Origin of the sequence: Pseudomonas sp. NPDC090208 (assembly GCF_044746785.1) — a bacterium.
In the GTDB taxonomy this organism is placed as follows: Bacteria; Pseudomonadota; Gammaproteobacteria; order Pseudomonadales; family Pseudomonadaceae; genus Aquipseudomonas.
In genome coordinates this window covers 83,607-103,380 of sequence record NZ_JBIVCU010000013.1, presented here as the reverse complement: position 1 = coordinate 103,380, position 19,774 = coordinate 83,607, and the positions used below count along the sequence as shown (strand labels likewise).

18 protein-coding genes and 1 tRNA gene are annotated in these 19,774 nt (G+C 59.6%); 8 read left to right on the top strand and 11 right to left on the bottom strand.

The genetic code is table 11. From position 1 onward, the window contains the following. Window positions 1–471 precede the first annotated feature (471 nt). From ACIPL0_RS21210 to ACIPL0_RS21195, 4 genes are all read right to left on the bottom strand, one after another. Complete coding sequence (locus ACIPL0_RS21210) at window positions 472–1,773, bottom strand: NAD(P)/FAD-dependent oxidoreductase (protein WP_400596395.1); 1,302 nt, start codon at window positions 1,771–1,773, stop codon at window positions 472–474. 61 nt (window positions 1,774–1,834) lie between these two features. Beyond that, window positions 1,835–2,008 (bottom strand): DUF3094 family protein, encoded by a 174-nt coding sequence (locus ACIPL0_RS21205; protein ID WP_400596393.1) that lies wholly within the window; start codon window positions 2,006–2,008, stop codon window positions 1,835–1,837. A gap of 146 nt (window positions 2,009–2,154) precedes the next feature. Continuing rightward, entirely contained in the window at window positions 2,155–2,784 is a 630-nt protein-coding gene (locus ACIPL0_RS21200) for a DUF1780 domain-containing protein (protein WP_400596391.1), read from the bottom strand. A gap of 339 nt (window positions 2,785–3,123) precedes the next feature. Beyond that, window positions 3,124–4,026, bottom strand: a complete 903-nt coding sequence (locus tag ACIPL0_RS21195) for a helix-turn-helix transcriptional regulator (RefSeq protein WP_400596550.1) — start codon at window positions 4,024–4,026, stop codon at window positions 3,124–3,126. Window positions 4,027–4,348: 322 nt separating this feature from the next. Between ACIPL0_RS21195 and ACIPL0_RS21190 the strand changes: the two genes are divergently transcribed. The 4 genes from ACIPL0_RS21190 to ACIPL0_RS21175 all read left to right on the top strand — a co-directional run bounded on the left by ACIPL0_RS21190 (window position 4,349) and on the right by ACIPL0_RS21175 (window position 8,655). Continuing rightward, the gene (locus tag ACIPL0_RS21190; RefSeq protein WP_400596389.1) at window positions 4,349–5,692 is read left to right on the top strand and encodes an MFS transporter; all 1,344 of its coding nucleotides are present in this window, start codon (window positions 4,349–4,351) and stop codon (window positions 5,690–5,692) included. 471 nt (window positions 5,693–6,163) lie between these two features. Continuing rightward, window positions 6,164–6,859, top strand: coding sequence for a fumarylacetoacetate hydrolase family protein (locus tag ACIPL0_RS21185; protein ID WP_400596387.1), 696 nt, complete (start codon window positions 6,164–6,166; stop codon window positions 6,857–6,859). A gap of 45 nt (window positions 6,860–6,904) precedes the next feature. Then, window positions 6,905–7,669 carry an SDR family oxidoreductase gene (locus tag ACIPL0_RS21180; RefSeq protein WP_400596385.1) on the top strand — a complete coding sequence of 255 codons (765 nt, stop codon included), beginning with the start codon at window positions 6,905–6,907 and terminating at the stop codon, window positions 7,667–7,669. Between the two features lie 32 nt (window positions 7,670–7,701). After that, a complete protein-coding gene (locus ACIPL0_RS21175; RefSeq protein ID WP_400596383.1) occupies window positions 7,702–8,655 on the top strand; it encodes a 2-hydroxyacid dehydrogenase in 954 nt (317 codons plus the stop codon). 183 nt (window positions 8,656–8,838) lie between these two features. On the opposite strand, the gene ACIPL0_RS21170 is transcribed toward ACIPL0_RS21175, so the two are convergent. Then, a complete protein-coding gene (locus ACIPL0_RS21170) occupies window positions 8,839–9,738 on the bottom strand; it encodes a LysR substrate-binding domain-containing protein (protein WP_400596381.1) in 900 nt (299 codons plus the stop codon). Window positions 9,739–9,885: 147 nt separating this feature from the next. On the opposite strand from ACIPL0_RS21170, the gene ACIPL0_RS21165 reads away from it, so the two are divergent. Beyond that, window positions 9,886–10,530: a hydrolase gene (locus tag ACIPL0_RS21165; RefSeq protein ID WP_400596379.1), complete on the top strand. Its 645-nt coding sequence runs from the start codon at window positions 9,886–9,888 to the stop codon at window positions 10,528–10,530. Window positions 10,531–10,674: 144 nt separating this feature from the next. Continuing rightward, the gene (locus ACIPL0_RS21160; protein WP_400596377.1) at window positions 10,675–11,361 is read left to right on the top strand and encodes an energy-coupling factor ABC transporter permease; all 687 of its coding nucleotides are present in this window, start codon (window positions 10,675–10,677) and stop codon (window positions 11,359–11,361) included. 28 nt (window positions 11,362–11,389) lie between these two features. Here ACIPL0_RS21160 and yacG read toward each other — a convergent pair whose 3' ends face one another. Genes yacG through pilB form a run of 5 tightly spaced genes read right to left on the bottom strand, consistent with a single transcriptional unit; the run spans window position 11,390 to window position 15,999 of the window. Then, window positions 11,390–11,593: a DNA gyrase inhibitor YacG gene (gene yacG / locus ACIPL0_RS21155; RefSeq protein WP_400596375.1), complete on the bottom strand. Its 204-nt coding sequence runs from the start codon at window positions 11,591–11,593 to the stop codon at window positions 11,390–11,392. Next, window positions 11,593–12,213 (bottom strand): dephospho-CoA kinase, encoded by a 621-nt coding sequence (gene coaE, locus ACIPL0_RS21150; protein WP_400596373.1) that lies wholly within the window; start codon window positions 12,211–12,213, stop codon window positions 11,593–11,595. Before coaE ends, yacG begins: the two co-directional genes overlap by 1 nt. After that, on the bottom strand, window positions 12,210–13,082 hold the full coding sequence (locus tag ACIPL0_RS21145) for a prepilin peptidase (RefSeq protein ID WP_400596371.1): 873 nt from the start codon (window positions 13,080–13,082) through the stop codon (window positions 12,210–12,212). Before ACIPL0_RS21145 ends, coaE begins: the two co-directional genes overlap by 4 nt. A gap of 2 nt (window positions 13,083–13,084) precedes the next feature. After that, window positions 13,085–14,302 carry a type II secretion system F family protein gene (locus ACIPL0_RS21140; protein ID WP_400596369.1) on the bottom strand — a complete coding sequence of 406 codons (1,218 nt, stop codon included), beginning with the start codon at window positions 14,300–14,302 and terminating at the stop codon, window positions 13,085–13,087. A gap of 2 nt (window positions 14,303–14,304) precedes the next feature. Next, window positions 14,305–15,999, bottom strand: coding sequence for a type IV-A pilus assembly ATPase PilB (gene pilB / locus ACIPL0_RS21135; protein ID WP_400596367.1), 1,695 nt, complete (start codon window positions 15,997–15,999; stop codon window positions 14,305–14,307). Window positions 16,000–16,221: 222 nt separating this feature from the next. Here pilB and ACIPL0_RS21130 point away from each other — a divergent pair, with 222 nt between their 5' ends. Beyond that, window positions 16,222–16,626: a prepilin-type N-terminal cleavage/methylation domain-containing protein gene (locus ACIPL0_RS21130; RefSeq protein ID WP_400596365.1), complete on the top strand. Its 405-nt coding sequence runs from the start codon at window positions 16,222–16,224 to the stop codon at window positions 16,624–16,626. Window positions 16,627–16,696: 70 nt separating this feature from the next. Then, a tRNA-Thr gene (locus tag ACIPL0_RS21125) sits at window positions 16,697–16,772 on the top strand. Window positions 16,773–16,955: 183 nt separating this feature from the next. Here the strand turns inward: ACIPL0_RS21125 and ACIPL0_RS21120 are convergent. Beyond that, window positions 16,956–19,622 carry a DUF3616 domain-containing protein gene (locus ACIPL0_RS21120; protein WP_400596362.1) on the bottom strand — a complete coding sequence of 889 codons (2,667 nt, stop codon included), beginning with the start codon at window positions 19,620–19,622 and terminating at the stop codon, window positions 16,956–16,958. Window positions 19,623–19,774 lie beyond the last annotated feature (152 nt).

Here is a 19,774-nt window from a genome sequence, read left to right as displayed (position 1 = left end):
GTCGCCATCGTTGTTACAGGTCTGCCGCATTCGCCAGCAAGCCGGCTCCCACGGCCTTCGGCCAGAATCAGAAGCGCCGGCGCACCACCCAACCTGTAGGAGCGCGCTTGCTCTGGGCGGCATTCCGACGAATGCGGTGTGTCAGTCGATGCTGGGGTGTCTGAACTGACGCTTTCGCGAGCAGGGCTCCCTCCCACGGATCGCGTTGATGCCCATCTCCTGCGGCTGACAATGATCCTGTAGGAGCCGGCTTGCTGGCGAACCGGGGTGTCAGTCGCCATCGTTGTTACAGGTCTGCCGCATTCGCCAGCAAGCCGGCTCCCACGGCCTTCGGCCAGAATCAGAAGCGCCGGCGCACCACCCAACCTGCAGGAGCGCGCTTGCCCGCGATGGGCGCCGACGCCGGCAAGCCGGACTGCTACGGGGAAAGCGCCCGCCGCATGACAGGCGACGGGCAATCGACCACAGACCTCAGTGCAACTTCATCCGTGGCTCGGTTCCACGACCGATACGGCTGCCGAGCATCAGCATCAGGGTGCGGAAGGTGCCGTACAGCGCCATCTGGTGCATGCGGTACAGCGACACGTAGAACATCCGCGCCAGCCAGCCTTCCAGCATCACGCTGCCGGTCAGGTTGCCCATCAGGTTGCCCACCGCCGAGAACTTCGACAGCGAGATCAGCGAGCCGTAATCCTGATAGCTGTATTCCGGCAGGGCGTTGTTGCCTTCGATCCGCAGCTTCAGCGACTTCACCAGCAACGATGCCTGTTGGTGCGCGGCCTGGGCCCGTGGCGGCACATTGCGGTCGGTGCCTTTCTGCGGGCAAGCCGCGCAATCGCCGAACGCAAAGATGTTGTCGTCGCGGGTGGTCTGCAGCGTCGGTTTGACCTGCAACTGGTTGATGCGGTTGGTTTCCAGATCGGCGATGTCCTTAAGGAACGCCGGCGCACGAATGCCCGCCGCCCAGACTTTCAGCGTCGCCGGAATCACCTGGCCGGTGCTGGTCACCAGACCTTCCGCCGTGACTTCGCTCACCGCCGAGTTGGTCAGCACGGTGACGCCCAGCTTCTCCAGGGTTTTATGCACCGGGCCGCCGATGCGTTCCGGCAGCGCAGGCAGCACCCGTGGACCGGCTTCGATCACGGTGATGCGCAGGTTTTCCGGCTTGATCCGGCCCAGGCCATAGGACGCCAGTTCGTGGGCGGCGTTGTGCAGTTCAGCGGCCAGCTCGACCCCGGTGGCACCGGCGCCGACGATGGCGACGTTGATCTCTTCGCTGGCGTCGATTTCGCTGGCGTGGGCACGCAGATAGCGATTGAGCAATTGCTGGTGGAAGCGCTCGGCCTGCTTGCGCGTGTCGAGGAACAGGCAATGCTCGGCCGCACCCTTGGTGCCGAAATCGTTGGTGGTGCTGCCGACGGAAATCACCAGCGTGTCGTAGTCCAGCGTGCGCGCCGGAACCAGCTCGGTGCCTTGCTCGTCGTAGGTCGCCGCCAGTTGGATGCGCTTGGTCTCACGGTCCAGCCCGGTCATGCGCCCGAGCTGAAACTGAAAGTGATTCCACTTGGCCTGCGCCACGTAGTTCAGCTCGTCCTCGTAGGAGTTGAGCGAACCGGCGGCCACTTCGTGCAGCAGCGGTTTCCAGATGTGGGTCAGATTGGCGTCCACCAGCGTGACGCTGGCCGTGCCTTTCTTGCCCAGGGTTTTACCCAGGCGGGTCGCCAGTTCCAGACCGCCGGCGCCTCCGCCGACGATCACGATACGATGAGTCATGGGGATATCTCATAAGGCTAGGGAATTCTCATCAGTGCCATCCGGGCGAGCGCAAGGCAGCTCATAGCGCCAGATAACTCAATAAACGGCTCAACAGACCGAGTCCGATCACCACTGCCAGCACGATCACAAGGAGCAGCCAGGGCCGGAAGGGCCGGCGCTCGACTTGGTGCTGGGGGGCGCGAAGGTACTCTTCGACACGCTTTTGGTCGTCAGGGTTCAGGCGACTGGTCATTCGAGCCTCGTCTTGAACATTGATCGGTGTCAGTAAACGACAGGGTCTGTTGCTTTAAGGTCGTAGACGGTCGACGGCGAAGATTCGTTACACCGCATGTCGACCGCGATAAGGCGCTTTGTAACATTCGCCGGGGAAATCCGCCATCACAGGCTGATGCCGACGTCGAACACCACGCTGCGGCCGAGGTTGGTGCGCAGAAAATCCGGCGCGTCCGGGTGGGCAAACAGCACCCGGGCAAAGGTCGGGCCGACCAGCGACAGTGAACGCCAGCCTTGGCGCAGATATTCGGTTGGCGGCGGGAAATGGCTGTTCAGGTCCAGCACTTCGCGCTTGAGACTGGCAAAGGCGATGATGTCCAGCTCGCCCAGGTCCAGCCCGCGTTCCTTGTAGTTGTGCGCCTTCTTGCGCAGGGTCGGCGCCAGCCGACGCAACAGTTCGGCCGCCGGAATTCGCCGTGGCCGGGCTTCGCGGCGCACCAATTGGCTCAAGGAAAACGCGCTGCGCCGACGCTGCAATTCCTCGCGCCATTCGTCGTTGAGACGGCGACCTTCGTCGAGCACGAAAAACACTTCAAAACAGGCATCGCGAAACAGTACGTCCGGCGGCTCCTGCCCGGCGGGCAGGAAATCGTCGGCGCGGTGAGCAATGTTCAGGCCCTGCAGCAAGCGCTGGCATACCCAGCGTTCACGTTCCCATTTACGTGCATTGGACAGAAACGTATTGGCTTGCTCGGCCTGGATCGTCAGTAGACGCAGATAGTCGGAGTCATCCATGGGGGAGAGCTTAGCTGTCGCAGGGAGAAAGAAAACCCGGATTCTCGTGATACCCCTGTGGGAGCGGGCTTGCCCGCGAAGGGGCGGCGCTGTCCACACATCTTTGGCGGATGAGCTTCCTCTTCGCGGGCAAGCCCGCTCCCACAGATTCAACGCAGCAGCCTGGCTTGCCAGCGGTGGCGCTCGTGAGGTGTAGGAGCTGGCTTGTCCTGCGACCGGCTACGTAGCAGTCGTAAAATCGGTAAACGCGGTGTTTCAGGCAAACCGCGTTTGCCGGGTTTGCTGCCGCTCCGCGCCAGGTCGCGGGACAAGCCAGCTCCTACAGGTAGCGCGGCGAACTCATAAATCCCGCTGCTTCCTGAACTGCCCCGGCGGCATGCCGTGGGCGTGGCGGAAGCGTCGGGAGAAATACGCCTCGTCGGCAAATCCACAGAGCCGCGCCACTTCGCCCACCGGTTTGCTGCCATTGAGCAGCAGCGTGCGCGCCAGGTGCATGCGCCGTTCCAGCACCAGCTCGCTGAAGGTCTTGCCGACTTCCTTGCGCAGCCAGTGGGTCAGGTAGTTGGGCGACAGAAACGCCGCCGACGCGGCCTTCTTCAGGCTCAGGTCCGGGTCGCTCAAATGCTTGCGCACGTATTCCGACATCCGCGCCAAAGCATCGCGACGACTGCGTTCGGCGGCGTTGTCGTCGGCCAGCAATTTGATCGGTTCGGCATACAACTGGCAGACCATGCCGATCAGCTGCAACAGACAGCCCTTGAGAATCTCGCGGGTGCCGAACTGGCGGTTGCGGTCCAGCTCGCGCATGCGGTCGAGCAACTGCTGCACTTCGGCAAAGTCGTCGGCACTCAAGGTGAAATCCAGGTGCTCCTGAAAACGGAACGGCGACAGCTCCGGAGCCAGGGCGATGGCGACGTCTTCCAGGTCCAGCGGGTCGCACTGCAACTGCGGCAGCAGAAAGGTCTGGGCGAAGTTGATCAGCAGGAAATTGCCTTCTGGCGGATGCGGGATCAGGTGCAGTTTGTGCGGCAGGATGAACGCCAGGGTGTTGCGCGGAAAGGGCCGCACCACGCCGCCGATGTGCTGCACGGTGTCGCCGCCGAGGTTGATCTGGATCTGGAAATACTCATGACGATGGGGCGCCGTCTCGCCTTTGCCCTCGGTCTTGTCGCGGATGTAGAAGTCCGGTCGTTCGCTGCGTTGCTGCATGCCGTAGGTGGGGATGCGGTGGGCAGAATCCATCATGCGGTCCTCGTTTCTTGTTCCTTATTGTCGGTTGTCGTATGACTGTATTCAAAACCTTTCTGCAGGTGAGCGCCAGTTTTCATGTCCAAAAAAGCGCGGCGCCTCTCCATAAAGTTGCAGTGCTCTAGAACGGCATTTACAGAAAGAAAATCCGGCAGATTGAGGCGCTTTGGCGCTGCCGGATTTCTTGGACAAATACTGACGCCGCAGGCCTGAAATTTAAAAACGTTCTAAGCAGCGGCTTGTTTAAAACCGGTCGTACGATAACTTAAAGGTGCGCTTCATCACTCGATTCCAATAAAAACAACGAGGAATTCTCATGTCGAGCAACCCTGACATTCAGGCGATCGATGCGGTCGTGGCCGCACCTGTTGCCGCCGCTCCGGCTCGCCCCACCTCTCACCGTCGCTGGTTCATGCTCTCGCTGTTGTTGATCGCGACGATCATCAACTACGTCGACCGCGTTAACATCTCCATCGCTGCACCGTTCATGGCCAAGGACCTGGGCCTGGACAAAGTCCAGATGGGCCTGATTTTCTCCGCATTCGCCTGGACTTACGCCTTCGCTCTGGTGCCGGCCGGTTTCATCGCCGACCGTTTCGGCTCGCGCCTGACCTACGGCGCTTCGCTGATTTCCTGGTCCGCCGTCACCGTCTGCCAAGGGCTGGCCGGCGGTTTCGCTTCGCTGTTCGGTTTGCGTCTGGCCATCGGCGCCATGGAAGCGCCGGCGTTTCCGGCCAATAGCCGCGCGGTGACCGTGTGGTTCCCGGCCCGTGAACGCGGCATGGCCAGCAGTATCTACGTCTGCGGTCAGTACCTGGGCACCGCGCTGTTCACCGGCCTGCTGCTGTGGCTGGCGACCACCTACGACTGGCGCCACGTGTTCTACAGCACCGGCATCGTCGGCATCCTGTTCGGCATCGCCTGGCTGTACCTGTACCGCGATCCGCTGAACTGCAAGAAAGTCAGCAAGGAAGAACTGGCCTACATCGAAGACGGCGGCGGTCTGGTCAAAAGCAGCCAGGAAAAGAACAAATTCAAGTGGGCGCAGATTGCCGAGTTGATGAAGTACCGGCAGGTCTGGGCGATCTGCCTGGGCAAGTTCGCCAGCACCTCGGCGCTGTATTTCTTCCTGACCTGGTTCCCGACCTACCTGATCGAAGAGCGTCACCTGACCATGGTCAAGGTCGGCATCTTCGCCGTGCTGCCGTTCATTGGCGCCACCGTCGGCGTGCTGCTGGCCGGAGTCATCGCCGACATGATGATCCGTCGCGGCTACTCGCTGTCGTTCTCGCGCAAACTGCCGCTGGTGGTGGGTTCGGCGCTGGGCATGTCGATCATGCTGGTCAACTTCACCGACTCCAATGAACTGTGCATCGCGCTGCTGACCATCGCCTTCTTCGCCCAGGGCATCGCTTCGTCGTCGTGGGCCGCGGTATCGGAAATCGCACCGAAAGAACTGATCGGCCTGACCGGCGGCATCACCAGCCTGGCAGCCAACATCGGCGGCATCGTCACCCCGATCGTCATCGGCCAGATCCTCCACGTCACCGGCAACTTCGCCTGGGCGTTCTGGTTTATTGGCGGTGTGGCGTTGATCGGAACCCTGTCTTATTCGCTGTTGCTCGGCAAGATTTACCGGATCGAATTGAAAGCGAAATAAACAGCCTCGAAAAGTCGGCGAGCGAAAGCCATGCAAGGCAAAAAGAGGCGAGGAACGGCCGGGGTCGCGTTCGACTTTAGGTACCTAAATGAGCATTCCGAGCCTGTTTTTAACGCAGCATGGGTGCGTTACGCCGAAGGCGTCCAGCCCGCAGCCACTTTTCAAAAGATGTGTGTGTGAACTTGAGCCAACTTAGGCAGGGCGTATGCAAATACGCCTTTTTTGTGGGCGAAAGATTGAGTGCTTTAGTCCAGCGTGAACACGGTTTTGTCCAACTTTGGCGAAGTTCGATCCCGTAGTCTCTGGATGAAACGGCCCTCTTTTTTGTAGGCCTTCGCTTGCTCGCGATCGCGGTCTTTCTGCGACGAACACACCTGATGACACACCGCTATCGCGAGCAAGCTCGCTCCTACAGGAGTCTGCGCAAGCCGTGAGACATGCATCACGCCTCACCGAACTGAAGGACATTACATGAGCAACTTTGTATTCGAACCCGCGCAAATCCCCAGCCTGCCGGTCAGTGGCAGCGATGCGCGCTTCCCCGTTTCCCGGGTGTTCTGTCTGGGCCGTAACTACCACTGGGGCGACTCGGCGAATGCAACCCGCGAAGTTCCGGCGTTTTTCATGAAGCCGGCGACCTCGGTGATCGATGCCACGGGCGAGCTGGACTTTCCGCCGCAGACCGAACAGTTCTGCCATGAAATCGAACTGGTCGTCGCCATCGGCAAGGACGGTTTCCAGATCGATGAAGACGACGCGCTGGCGCACGTCTGGGGCTATGCCGCCGGGCTTGATCTGACCCGCCGTGACCTGCAGATGGCAGCCAAGGCCGTCGGCAATCCGTGGGAGCCGGCCAAGGCGTTCGACGGTTCGGCCCCGATCACCGCCATCCAGCCGGCCAGCCGCGACGGTCATCCGCAGCAGGGCGCGATCTGGCTCGCGGTCAACGGTGTGGAGCGCCAGCGTTCCGACCTGGACAGCCAGATCTGGTCGGTCAGTGAAGTCATCAGCCAGCTGTCGCGTTCGGTCAGCCTGCGTGCTGGCGACCTGATCATGACCGGCACACCGCCGGGCGTTGCCGCGCTTGAAGCGGGCGACGTGATCAACGGCGGCATCAGCGGTATCGGCGAATTCGAAGTGCGCATCGGCCGCCGTCGCGCCGACTGACTTATCCACAAGCACAGCATTCAGACCCGCTACAGGAGAACAACAATGACAACTCAAGCCCTTTCGAAAATTGCCCTGGTCACCGGCGCCGGTAGCGGTATCGGTCGTGCCGTCGCCCTGACCCTGCTGGCCGACGGTTACAAGGTGGTGGTGACTGGCCGCCGTATCGAGCCGCTGGAAGAACTGGTGACGCTGGCCCGCGAGCAGGGCGGTGAAGCACTGGCGGTGTCCACTGACGTGCGTGACCCGGCCAGCGTCGATCAACTGTTCGCCACCATCGAAGAGGTCTACGGCCGTCTCGACGTGGTGTTCAACAACGCCGGCGTGAACGCCCCGGCGGTGCCGATGGACGAACTGCCCATCGAGAAATGGCTGAGCGTGATCGAGACCAATGTCACCGGCGTTTTCCTGTGCAGCCGAGGCGCCTTCGGCCTGATGCGCAAACAGTCGCCGCAGGGTGGCCGGATCATCAACAACGGTTCGATTTCGGCCCACGTGCCGCGCCCGTTCACCGCGCCGTACACCGCCAGCAAACACGCGGTGCTGGGCCTGACCAAGAGCCTGGCGCTGGACGGCCGCGAGTTCAACATCGCCTGCAGCCAGATTGACATCGGCAACGCCCTGACCGAGCTGTCGGTGCGGATGACCAAGGGCGTACGTCAGGCCAACGGCTCGATTGCCGTGGAACCGATGATCGACGTGCAGCACATCGCCGATGCCGTGCGCTACATCGCCGCGCTGCCGCTGTCGGCCAACGTCCTGAACATGACCGTGATGGCGACCAACATGCCTTTCGTGGGCCGTGGTTGAACGTCTTCCGAATCTGCCAAGAGTGATACCCAATGAAACCTGAAATCCTGCAGCTGAGCCCGATCCTGATCCCGGCAATCAACGCCCGTCTCAACGAGCTGTACACCGTGCGCCCGTACTTTCAGCAGACCGACAAGGCCGCTTACCTGCGCGAGCACGGCGCCAACATCCGCGGCGTGGTCACCGGCGGCCACACCGGCATCACCCGTGAAGTGCTGGAGCAACTGCCGAAGGTCGAAGTGGTTGCGGTCAATGGCGTCGGCACCGACGCGGTGGATTTGGCCTATGCGCGGGATCGCGGCATTCGCGTGACCGCAACCATCGGCGCGCTGACCGAAGACGTGGCTGACCTGGCAATCGGCCTGCTGATTTCGGCCTGCCGTGGCCTGAACACCGGCGACCGCTTCGTGCGTTCCGGCCAGTGGGCAACCAGCCCGACACCGCTGGCGCCACTGCCGCTGGCCCGCCAGTTCAGCGGCATGCGCATCGGCATCGTCGGCCTGGGCCGGGTAGGGCGCGCCGTCGCCACCCGTGCCGCCGCATTCGGCTGCCCGATCAGCTACACCGACCTCAACCCGATGAGTGATGTGCCGTACACCTTCGTCGGCGACCTGGTGGAACTGGCCCGCAATAGCGACGCGCTGATCGTCGCGGCGGCAGCCGACAAAGCCAAGGGCATCATCAACGGCAAAGTGCTGGAAGCGCTGGGCGCCGACGGTTACCTGATCAACGTCGCCCGTGGCAGCGTGGTCAACGAGCCTGAACTGATTGCTGCACTGGAAGCGGGCAGCATCGCTGGCGCCGGCCTGGACGTGTTCGTCGACGAACCCCGCGCACCGGAAGCGCTGTTCGGCCTGGAAACCGTAGTCCTGCAACCGCACCGCGCCAGCGCTACCGTACAGACCCGCACGCGCATGGGCGAAATGGTCCTCGCCAGCCTGGCAGCGGTGCTGGACGGCAAGGAGCCGGTGGGGGCGGTGGTCTAAGGATTGAGGTACGCGCCCCCTGTAGGAGCTGGCTTGCCCTGCGACCGGCTGCGCAGCAGTCGTAAAATCAGCAAATGCGGTGTATCAGACAGACCGCATTGGTAGGTTTTACGACGGGTTCCCCGCCGGTCGCAGGACAAGCCAGCTCCTACAGGGGTAAGGCAGCGCGACGTGTCGTAGGGATCAAATCCGCGCCGTGTCGATCGACAACCGCTCCACCAGAAAATCGATGAACGCCCGGGTCTTCAACGGCACCCGGCGTGCCGACGGATACACCGCGTTGACCGAAATCGCCGGGGCCTGCCATTCGCACAGCACCGGCTTGAGACGACCATCGGCAATCGCCCGTTCAACGATGAAATTCGGCAGCAGCGCAATGCCCATGCCGGACACCGCCGCCTGGGCCAGAATGTCGCCGTTGTTGGCGTGCAGCGGCCCGCTCACCGTCACCCGCTGGGTTTCCTTGCCGTTGCACAGTTGCAGGCTGACACCGCTCTGCAGATAGCCATACGTCAGGAATTTGTGATCAGCCAGATCCTTCGGCGACTGCGGCACACCCTCGCGCGCCAGATAGTCCGGCGAAGCGACCATGAACCGCGGTGCCGGTGCCAGCGAGCGGGCGATCATCGACGAATCCGGCATGCTGGCGATACGGATGGTCACATCAAAACCGCCCTTGACCGGGTCAACCTGCTGGTCGCTGAGCACCACCTGCAATTCCACATTGGGATGCCGTTCGTTGAACGCGGGGATCAGCGGCCCCAACCGACTCAAGCCAAACGACATCGGTGCGTTGACCCGCAACACCCCACGGATCTCGCCCATGCCGGTACGCGCCCGCTGCTCGGCTTCGTCCAGCGAGGCGATGACATCGCGACAAGCATCGTAGTACTCGGCCCCGGCTTCGGTCAGATGCAGGCTGCGCGTCGTACGTTGCAGCAACTGCACGCCAATGGCTTCTTCCAGCGCCTGAATCTGTTTACTGACTTTCGAGCGCGGTACGTCCAGTGCGCGGGCAGCTGCGGCAAAACCGTTGGCGCCGACCGTGGCGACAAACGCGCGCATGCATTCAATGCGATCCATGAGTGTCCCTGTATTGGAAACAATGAGTCTCAAGTTTAGGGAATTGTTCCTTAAACGGCTAGCCCGTAAATTTACTCCCAAGCCAGCAAACAACAGCCCAGAGCTGAACGCGGCGACCCATACAGACCATTATCAAAGGAACACACCATGTCTATTCGCGAACTGCTGAACCCATCGAACTCCGCTCTGATCCTGATCGACCACCAGCCTCAGATGGCGTTCGGCGTACAGTCGATCGACCGGCAAACGTTGAAGAACAACACGGTGGGCCTGGCCAAGGCGGCGAAGATCTTCAACGTGCCGACGATCTTCACTTCGGTAGAAACCAAGAGCTTCAGCGGCTTCATCTGGCCGGAACTGCTGGGTGTGTTCCCGGATCACCAACCCATCGAGCGCACCTCGATGAACTCCTGGGAAGACAAGAAACTGGTGGAAGCGGTCAAAGCCACCGGGCGCAAGAAACTGATCATCGCCGCGCTGTGGACCGAGGTCTGCCTGAACTTCCCGACGCTCGACGCACTGGCAGAAGGCTATGAGGTTTACATCGTCACCGACGCATCCGGCGGCACCACCAAGGAAGCCCATGACATGTCCGTACAGCGGATGATTCAGGCCGGCGCAGTACCGGTGACCTGGCAACAGGTGCTGCTGGAATTCCAGCGCGACTGGGCGCACAAGGACACCTACGAAGCCGTGATGGAACTGGTGTTGGAACACAGCGGCGCGTACGGCATGGGCGTCGACTACGCCTACACCATGGTCCACGGCGCTCCCCAGCGTAAGGTGAGCTGAGTTCGAGTCTGACGAAGGAGACACACATTCTTACACCCGGGGACGTGAATAAAATCACGTCTTCGGGTGTTATTGGTTTCGACACGCAGACTGTTTCATAAGGTGTAGGCTGCTTCCTTAATCCGCATCAGGAAGAACGTCGCCATGATCGGAGCCCAGGTTCTCACCCCCGAAACCATGATTCTCGGCTGGCTCATTTACCTGCCCGTCCTCCTGTGGGCGCTGTGGCGCAGTCCATGGCTCGAACTGCTCACCGACACCCGCCGCCAGCACGTGTTCTTCGGCACCGTGTTCGCCCTGTTTCTGCTCTGGCTGCTGCGCCGCGATTTCGACACCGGCGTGTCCTATCACTTCCTCGGCATGACCGCCGTCACCCTGCTTTTGAACTGGCCATTGGCAATCGTCGGCGGCTTGATTGCCCAACTGGGCATCATGGTCGTGGGGCATCAGGATCTGGCGCCGCTGGGCGTCAACGGTCTGCTGCTGGTGGGCCTGCCGGTACTGGTGACCGAGGGCTGCTTCCTGCTGGTCGAGCGCGCCCAACCGAAAAATCCCTTCACCTATATTTTCTGCTCGGGTTTCTTTGCCGCAGCGCTGGCGGCACTGTCCTGCCTGCTGCTGGCGATGAGCCTGCTGTGGTTCGACGGGCTGTTCGCGATGCCGGAATGGCTGGGCGACTTCATAGGCTACCTGTGGCTGATCATCTTCCCCGAAGCCTTCATCAACGGCATGGTCATCACCGCGTTGGTGGTGTTCTGTCCGGAGTGGCTGGAGACGTTCAACCGCACGAGGTATTTATCAGACCAATGGGTAGACGATGGCGACACCTGATAGCGCTCAGGTGTCGCATCGCGTCAGGTCAGTGGTGTTTCGGATCGAACTCGCCGGAAAACAGTTCATCTTCAGCATCCGGCGCTACCGGGATCGCATGTTCTTCTGACGCCCAGGCGCCCAGGTCGATCAATTTGCAACGGTCGGAACAGAATGGCCGGAACTTGCTCTCCGGGGTCCACTCCACCGGGGCTCCGCAGGTTGGGCATTTGACGGTCGTTGTCTGGCTCATCATTGGCCTCCACGCAAAGTTAGATAAAAGTGATGCAACCGTTCGACCTCGCTTTTCAGCCAGGCCGGATCGCGGTCGTTGACGATCACATCGTCGGCACGGCTCAGGCGCTCTTCGCGGCTGGCCTGGGCCTTGAGAATCGCCCGGACCTGCTCTTCGTTGGTCTTGTCGCGCAGCACCGTGCGCTGGATTTGTAAAGCCTCCGGCACATCGATCACCAGCACGCGCTGGACCATGGTGTGCTGAGTGGTTTCCAGCAACAGCGGCGACACCAGAATCGCGTAGGGCGACTCGGCACGGGCCAGATAGCGGGTGATCTCCTCACGAATCAGCGGATGCAGCAGGCCTTCCAGCCACACGCGCTGCTGCGGATCCTTGAAGATCAGTTCACGCAGCGCCGCGCGGTCCAGCGTGCCGTCCGCTTGCAAGACGCCGGCACCGAAATGCTCGGCAATCTGCGCAAGGGCAGGGCGCCCCGGTTCGACCACCCAGCGCGCGGCCTGATCGGCGTCGACCAGATGAATGCCCAGATCGACGAAACACTGCGCAGCGGCACTCTTGCCACTGCCGATGCCGCCAGTCAGGCCCAGAATCCAGGGGGAGGGTGTGCGAGAAGTCATCTGAAACCGGCGATCTGCAAATACGAAGTGGTTATTTGATCACCCCAGAGCAAGGCGATCCACCCCGCGATGGCCAGATACGGCCCGAACGGAATCGGCGTGCTGGTGTGGACGTTGCGCAGACGCAGCAGAATCAGGCCCAACACCGCACCAACCAGCGACGACAACAAAATCGTCAACGGAAGAATCTGCCAACCACCCCAGGCCCCAAGCATCGCCAGCAATTTGAAATCGCCGTAACCCATGCCCTCCTTGCCGGTGACCAGCTTGAACAGCCAGAACACACACCACAACACCAGATAGCCGAACACCGCGCCCCACAGCGCATCCGTCAGCGAGGCAAACAGGCCGAAGGCATTGACGATCAACCCCAGCCACAACAACGGCAACACGATTGCATCCGGCAACAACTGATGATCGGCGTCGATCAGACTCATCGACAACAAACCCCAACTCAACAGCAACACCGCACCCGCCTGCCAGCCAAACCCGAAATGCCAGGCCACAAATGCCGACAACACCCCGCACGCCAGCTCCACCAACGGATAACGCTTGCTGATCGGCGCCTTGCACGCCGAACACTTGCCGCCGAGCGCCAACCAACTCACCACCGGCAAGTTTTCCCAGGCGCGGATCTTGTGCGAACAATGCGGGCAGCGGGAGTGGGGCAGGATCAGATTGAAGGTTTCGGTTTGCGGCTCAGTTGGGAGCTCAAGCACCTCGCGCGCCTGAATCTTCCAGTCGCGCATCATCATCTTCGGCAGGCGGTAAATCACCACATTGAGGAAGCTACCCACCAACAGGCCTAAAACGAAGGTGCAGAAAACAAAGGCCAGCGGGGAGCTGGCCAGGAGGTCGAGGAAGGACATGGTTAGACAGTGTTTCCGAGCTGGAATATAGGTAGATACATGGCAATGACCAAGCCGCCAACAATGACGCCCAATACAGCCATGATCATCGGTTCCATCAGGCTCGTCAGACTGTCGACCATGTTGTCGACTTCTTCCTCGTAGTACGTAGCAACCTTATCGAGCATGGAGTCCAGAGCACCTGACTCTTCGCCAATTGAGGTCATTTGCACTGCCAACATTGGGAATACGCCAGTACTACGCATCGAAAAATTAAGCTGCATACCAGTAGAGACATCCTGCTTAACTTTGTTTACGGCATTTTTGAAGACCACGTTACCAGTCGCGCCCGCCACGGAGTCCAGAGCATCTACGAGGGGAACACCGGCAGCGAATGTTGTAGCAAGGGTTCGGGCATAGCGAGCAACTGCTGATTTGTACAGCAATGGGCCGATGACCGGAATTTTCAGTAGCAGGCGATCCAACCAGTCTCTGAATTTTTCTGACGTCTTGTAAGCGCGTCGAAAGACAACGAACGCTATGGCAATGCCGAACAAGAGCATGTACCAGTAATTTTGTACCAATTCTGAAAGCCCAATCACCATCAGGGTAAAGGCTGGAAGTTTGGCGCCAAAACCTTCAAACACAGTCTGAAACTGAGGCACGACCTTAAGCAATAGAATCGCAGAAACGACAAAGGCGACTACCACCACTGCGATTGGATAACTCATCGCTTTCTTGATTTTGGCTTTCAGTGATTCTGTCTTTTCCTTGTACATGGCTACTCGATCCAGCAAGGCCTCCAAGGCTCCCGCCTGTTCACCCGCGTCTACAAGGTTGCAGTAGAGGTCATCGAAATATTCCGGTTTGCGACGTAGTGAGGTCGCAAGGCTATGGCCAGCGGCCACTTCTTGCTTGATGTCGTCAACCAACTTTCGCATGTTCGGATTGCTGGCGCCTTCACTGATAATGTCGAAGGATTGGAGCAGTGGAACCCCGGCTTTCATCATCGTTGCCATTTGCCGACTGAAAAAGGCGATGTCCAGCGGTTTGATTTTTTTTCCGGCACCGAAAATTGAAACGGATTTTTTTCTGACTTTGGTCGGGTTGATACCCTGTTTACGGAGCTGGGCCTTGATCAGGGCAGGATTATGCCCGTTCAATTCCCCGGTCACTTTTGTCCCTTTTTTGTCCAGGCCTTCCCAGGCATAAACACTGGCTTTTACTGCTTTAGTCGCCATGTTCAGTCCTTGGTCACTCGGTTGACTTCTTCAAGACTGGTCAAACCTTGCATTGCTTTCAGAAGACCGGAAGTGCGTAGGTCGTTGAAGCCTTCCTTACGCATCTGTGCAGCAATTTCCAGCGCGTTGCCTTCTTCCATGATTATGCGCTCCAAGGCTGGAGTGTTTTTAACCACCTCATAGATGCCGACACGGCCTTTATAGCCTGCATTGCATTGCTCGCAGCCAACGGGCGAATAGAGGGTGAAAGTGCCAATTTTTTCTTCGGGAAAACCTTCGGTAAGCAGGGTCTCTTTAGGTACATCGATCTCTGCTTTGCAATGCGGACAAAGCTTACGGGCCAGTCGCTGGGCAATGATCAGGTTGATGGATGTCGCAATATTGAATGCAGCCAATCCCATGTGATGCAGACGTGTCAGCGTTTCCGCAGCGCTGTTGGTGTGCAGCGTAGATAAAACCATGTGTCCTGTTTGCGAGGCCTTGATGGCGATCTCGGCAGTTTCCAAATCTCGGATCTCACCTACCATGATCACATCCGGGTCTTGGCGCAGGAATGCGCGCAGCGCCTGAGAGAAGTCCATGCCTTGGCGAGGGTTGACGTTGACCTGGTTGATGCCTTCCAAGTTAATTTCGACAGGATCTTCAGCTGTGGAGATGTTGATGTCGGTGGTGTTGAGAATATTGAGACCGGTATAGAGCGAAACGGTCTTGCCGGAGCCGGTTGGGCCAGTCACCAGAATCATGCCCTGCGGTTTGCTCAACGCTTCGAGGTAGAGTGCTTTCTGATCTGGCTCATAGCCCAATGCATCAATACCCATCTGCGCGCTGGTGGGATCGAGAATCCGCATCACGATTTTCTCTCCCCACAGCGTGGGCAAGGTATTGACCCGGAAGTCTATGGCACGACTCTTCGATATACGCAGCTTGATTCGGCCGTCTTGCGGCTTGCGACGTTCGGAGATATCCAGGCCTGCCATGACTTTCAACCGGGCGGCAATGCGACCCGCCAGTTGGGTGGGCGGTTTGGCTACTTCGTGGAGAATGCCGTCAGTGCGCAGGCGCACGCGGAAGATCTTTTCGTAAGGTTCAAAGTGCAAATCCGACGAGCCAAGACGGATGGCGTCCATCAGCATTTTGTTGACGAAGCGTACGACTGGCGCGTCGTCAGCATCCTGGCCGACTATCGAGCTTTCCTTGCCTTCGTCGACCGTCTCGATTTCGAGGCCAAGGTCGACATCTGCCATTTCATTAAAGCCAGACGCGCTGTCGAAGAACTTTTCTATCGCCGTGGTGAGTTTATCGTCCTCGACGAGGATGGCCTCGGTGTTGAGCCCAGTGCTGAACTGGATATCGGTGATTGCCTGATGATTGGTCGGGTCTGACACACCGACGAAAAGTTTGTTGCCTCGACGCCATAAAGGTAGGGCGGAGTGCTGGCGTATCAGTTTTTCGCTGACAAGCCCTTTTGGCTGGCTTTCCTTGTCAAGCGTGTTCAGGTCTAAAAAGGGCAGTCCGAACTGATCGGATGCTAGCTCTGCCAACGTCAGGCTTTTGACCAGTTTGTTCTGCACCAGGTAGTTGACCAGTGAGACCTTGTCTCGGCGAGCCTGTTGATAGGCTTGCTGGGCAGTTTTTTCATTGAGGAGTTCGGCTACGACGAGTTGCTTCGCCAAACCGGTGAGGACGACATCAGTCATTACAGCCACCAGACACAGACATTGTGAGGGTTATAGCGTAGTCAGGCTTGGCTGCCAAATAGCGGTGAGGGATGTGACAAAAATTGTCAGTTATTGCGGTTGATAAGCGAGTCATTTTGGGAAAATATCAAGTCCGAGCCTGAAGATAGGGATCCGGCAATTGGCATGGCCTGTGCTACAGCTTGAAGGGGCATCACCAATTTGACGCTTGGAGTAGTAGCGATGAATTCACAAAAAGGTTTTACGTTGATTGAATTGATGATCGTGGTAGCGATCATCGGCATTCTGGCTGCAGTAGCATTGCCGGCGTACCAGGACTACACAGCTCGGGCTAAGGCATCTGAACTTATTCTTGCAGCTAGCAGTGCACGGACCTGTGTTACTGAAACAGCAGCTTCTAAGGGCGCCAAGTCCGGGTTGAGCGCGTGCTCCACTGGATTTGTTGCAACCAAATACGCCACGTCGATGGCTGTTGACGACACCACAGGTGTCATTACAGTTAAGGGCTTCATTAAAGCAGCTAACGACACGCAGGTTCAGATGACACCAACTTGGTCCGGTACCGACATCACTACTTGGGCTTGCGCGGGCACACCAACCAACTGGATGCCAGGCTCCTGCAAGTGATTCCGAGAGCGTTCAATGTTGTGCTTCTCGCTAGGAAGCAAAATTTGGGCGTAGTAGGCTAAGCAAGCAGGCCGAAATAGCTCAGTCGGTAGAGCAGCGCACTCGTAACGCGAAGGTCGCAGGTTCGATTCCTGTTTTCGGCACCAAGCTACAAAGAAAGCCCGGTCCAGCCTCTGGACCGGGCTTTTTCGTTTCTGACTACCGTCCATCCATCCCAAGCAAGCCATCGTTGTCCAGGCCAAATGCGTCAACCCCCATCCCGCAGCACAAACAAAACCGCCCCCGGAACCTGCATCCCGGGGGCGGTGTTTTGTCGTGCGTGAACCCTATTACCCGAAGGTGCTATCGGTCTGCAGGGTGGTCACGCCGCTTTGTTCGATGCCGGTGATGCCGGGCGAGCCGACGGAGGTGGGGTTGGCGGTCTGGGCGTAGGCGCCCAGTTGGCCGCTGACGGCGCCGACGTAGTGCGGGTTGCTGGTGGAAACGCCGTCCCACACGGCCGAGGCGGTGGCGGTGCTGCCGTAGGCGGCGCCGGCGTGTTGGGCGTCGGTGAAGGTGTTGGTGGCGGCGGAGGTCTTGATGACGGTGCCGTCGCTGGCGACGACGTCGGTCAGGTCGTAGTTGAAGGCGGTGGCCACGTTGCCGTTGCTGTCGAACAGTACCACGGCGTCTTCTTTGCCCAGGCCCGGTCCGTTGATGCTGATGACGTTGCTGGCAGCGCTCAGGCCCCATGCGGCCTTGAACGCGTCAAAGTCGCTGGATTTTACCGAGGCGATGACCAGGGTCTGGCCGGCGGCCAAGGTCAGGTTGTCGGGCAGGCCGACGGCGTCGGAGAAGGTGCCGGCTTCGTCGTTCATGCGCCAGCCGCTGAGGTCGATGGTGGTCGAGCCGTAGTTGTAGATTTCGAAGAAATCCCCGCCCGCGGCATTCGAGTTCACTTCGGTGATCAGCAGGTTGTAATGCGGCGATTCGCTGGTGGTGAAGTCGATGGTCTTGCTTGCCAGCGCATTGCCCGAGTGGTCGGTCACGGCGTTTTCGTTCAGCACCAGGTGGTACTCGTTGCCGGGCTGCAGCTTGTTGGTTGGCTGCAGGGTGATTTTGTTGTAGTCCACCTTCACACCGGCCTCACCGGACTGGAACGTCTGCACCAGGTTGTCGTTGGCGTCGCGCAGTTCGATGGTGCCGCTCCCCAGGGCCACGCCCTCATCGAAGGTCAGCGACAGGGTGGTGCCGGTCGACACGTTGGTGCTGTCATCGGCAGGCGTTGCGCTTACCAGCGAGGGCGCGGTTTTGTCGATGACCGGCGAGCCCAGTGTAATGAGGTTGCCTTTGAACTGCTGCTCGGCATCCGGAAGGTCCTTGGACACATCGGTCTGGCCCGGCCAGATGGTATCGCCGTTGTCTTGCAGGAGCTGGATCTGGGTGCCGGGCTTGATGCTGGTCGGCGAGACGATGGACTCGAAGCTGCCACCGGTGGCAGCCAGCAGGGCGTCGAGGTTGTTGTCCAGTTCCACGGGGGCGCTTTGCGCGTTGCCGTCCCAGGTGTACAGGCGGAAGTCGTTGGTCACTTCATCGGTTGCAGAGCCCGAAGGGCCGGCGATGATCAGGTAACCGCTGCCGTCGGTGGCCTTGTCGATGGAGCGAATGCCGCGGCCGCCCAGGTTGAGTTCGATAGCATCGCCGAATGTTGGCGCGCTGGCGTCACCGCTCAGCAGTGCCTGGTAGTTGGTCACCGGGATGATCAGCGCCTTGTCGCGGGTGACGCCATCCATCTGCGGTGCACGAAAGCCCAGCCACAATTCATCGTCGTTGACGGAGGTGGTCATGCCTTCGATGGAGAAGCCGTTGGTATTTTCCGGCGCGAGGCCTGGGCCCGAGGACGCCGCAAAGCCGTAATAGCCGGCCGGCTTGCCGCTGTCGCCGGAAGCATCCCAGGCGACCAGTGCCGCTTCCATGCCTTTGAACGCGGTGCCTTTCAGCTCGAACTGGGTGTCCTTGCCGGTACCGCTGACGGTGACGGCGAAGATGACTTCGCGGCTGTCGGCTTCGACGCCTTTTTTGGTGTTGCTGTGGGAGCCGGTCAGATACAGGGTGTTGCCGACCATGACCATCGCTTCGAAGTCGACTTCGTCCTTGACGCCAATGCCAAGCGCCTCGCTGTAGTTCCACTCAACGATCGCATCGCCGCCAGCGCGGTCATAGACGCGCAGTACGTTGGATTCATCGTCACCCACGATCATGTATTTGTCGCCCAGCGCCACGGCACCAGAGGCATCCGACGAGCCATCTGTCGTGCCGTCCTTCGGTGTGAAGGTCGCTTCGGTTGGCGTGGTGGGTGTGGTCGGCGTCGTCGGGGTGCTGCCGCCGTTGGTGAGCAGATCCTGCGCGGTGTCCTTGATCAGGTCTGTCAGTGACTTCTGACCTTTGTTTTGCAGGATGTTTTCCACTTCCGACTCGGTCGGAGAGCGGCCCAGCAGACCGTTGTAGGTCAGTACGATTTTGGTTTTGACGCCGGTGCTGGTCTGGCTCTCTTGAGAACCGCCGATCGAGGCGAGCACCTGTTCGCGGCTCATGCCGTTTTCCAGCTGGCTGTTCCAGTACGCCAGGCCTTCTGCGTCGGCGGTGCGACCCAGGGCGTTCTGGTACAGCGTCGAGAGGAATTCGGCGTTGCTGCCGGTGTTGCCAGTGGTGAATTCTGTGGACTGGGTGAAAGCTTTGGTGATGTCGCCCAGGCTCATGCCGTTCTGGTGTGCGTCCAGCCAGTACTGCAGACCGGCGGCGTCCGGTACGCGACCGAACGCGGTGAAATACAGGTCGATGATCGGCGAGACATTGCTGGAGGCTTCTGTCGACACCGCGAACGCCGAGACCACGTCAGCCACACTTTCCACGCCGCTGTCGATACGGTTGACCCAGTACGCCGATTCGCTGCTGGAAGCGTCGCGGCCAAGGATGTTTTTGTAGAGCGCAGAGACTGTTTCGAGTGTGCTAGCCATGTGTCGGTATCCGCTGGTGATATCAAAATGATCTCGGACAGTACCAAGCGGGATTTACCGAATTATTTCAGTGCGGATACGCGAAGGCGCCAGATAGACAGGCGGCAGTTGAGGCGAGGCCCTTCTATACAGCGCATTGCCGACGGTGAACG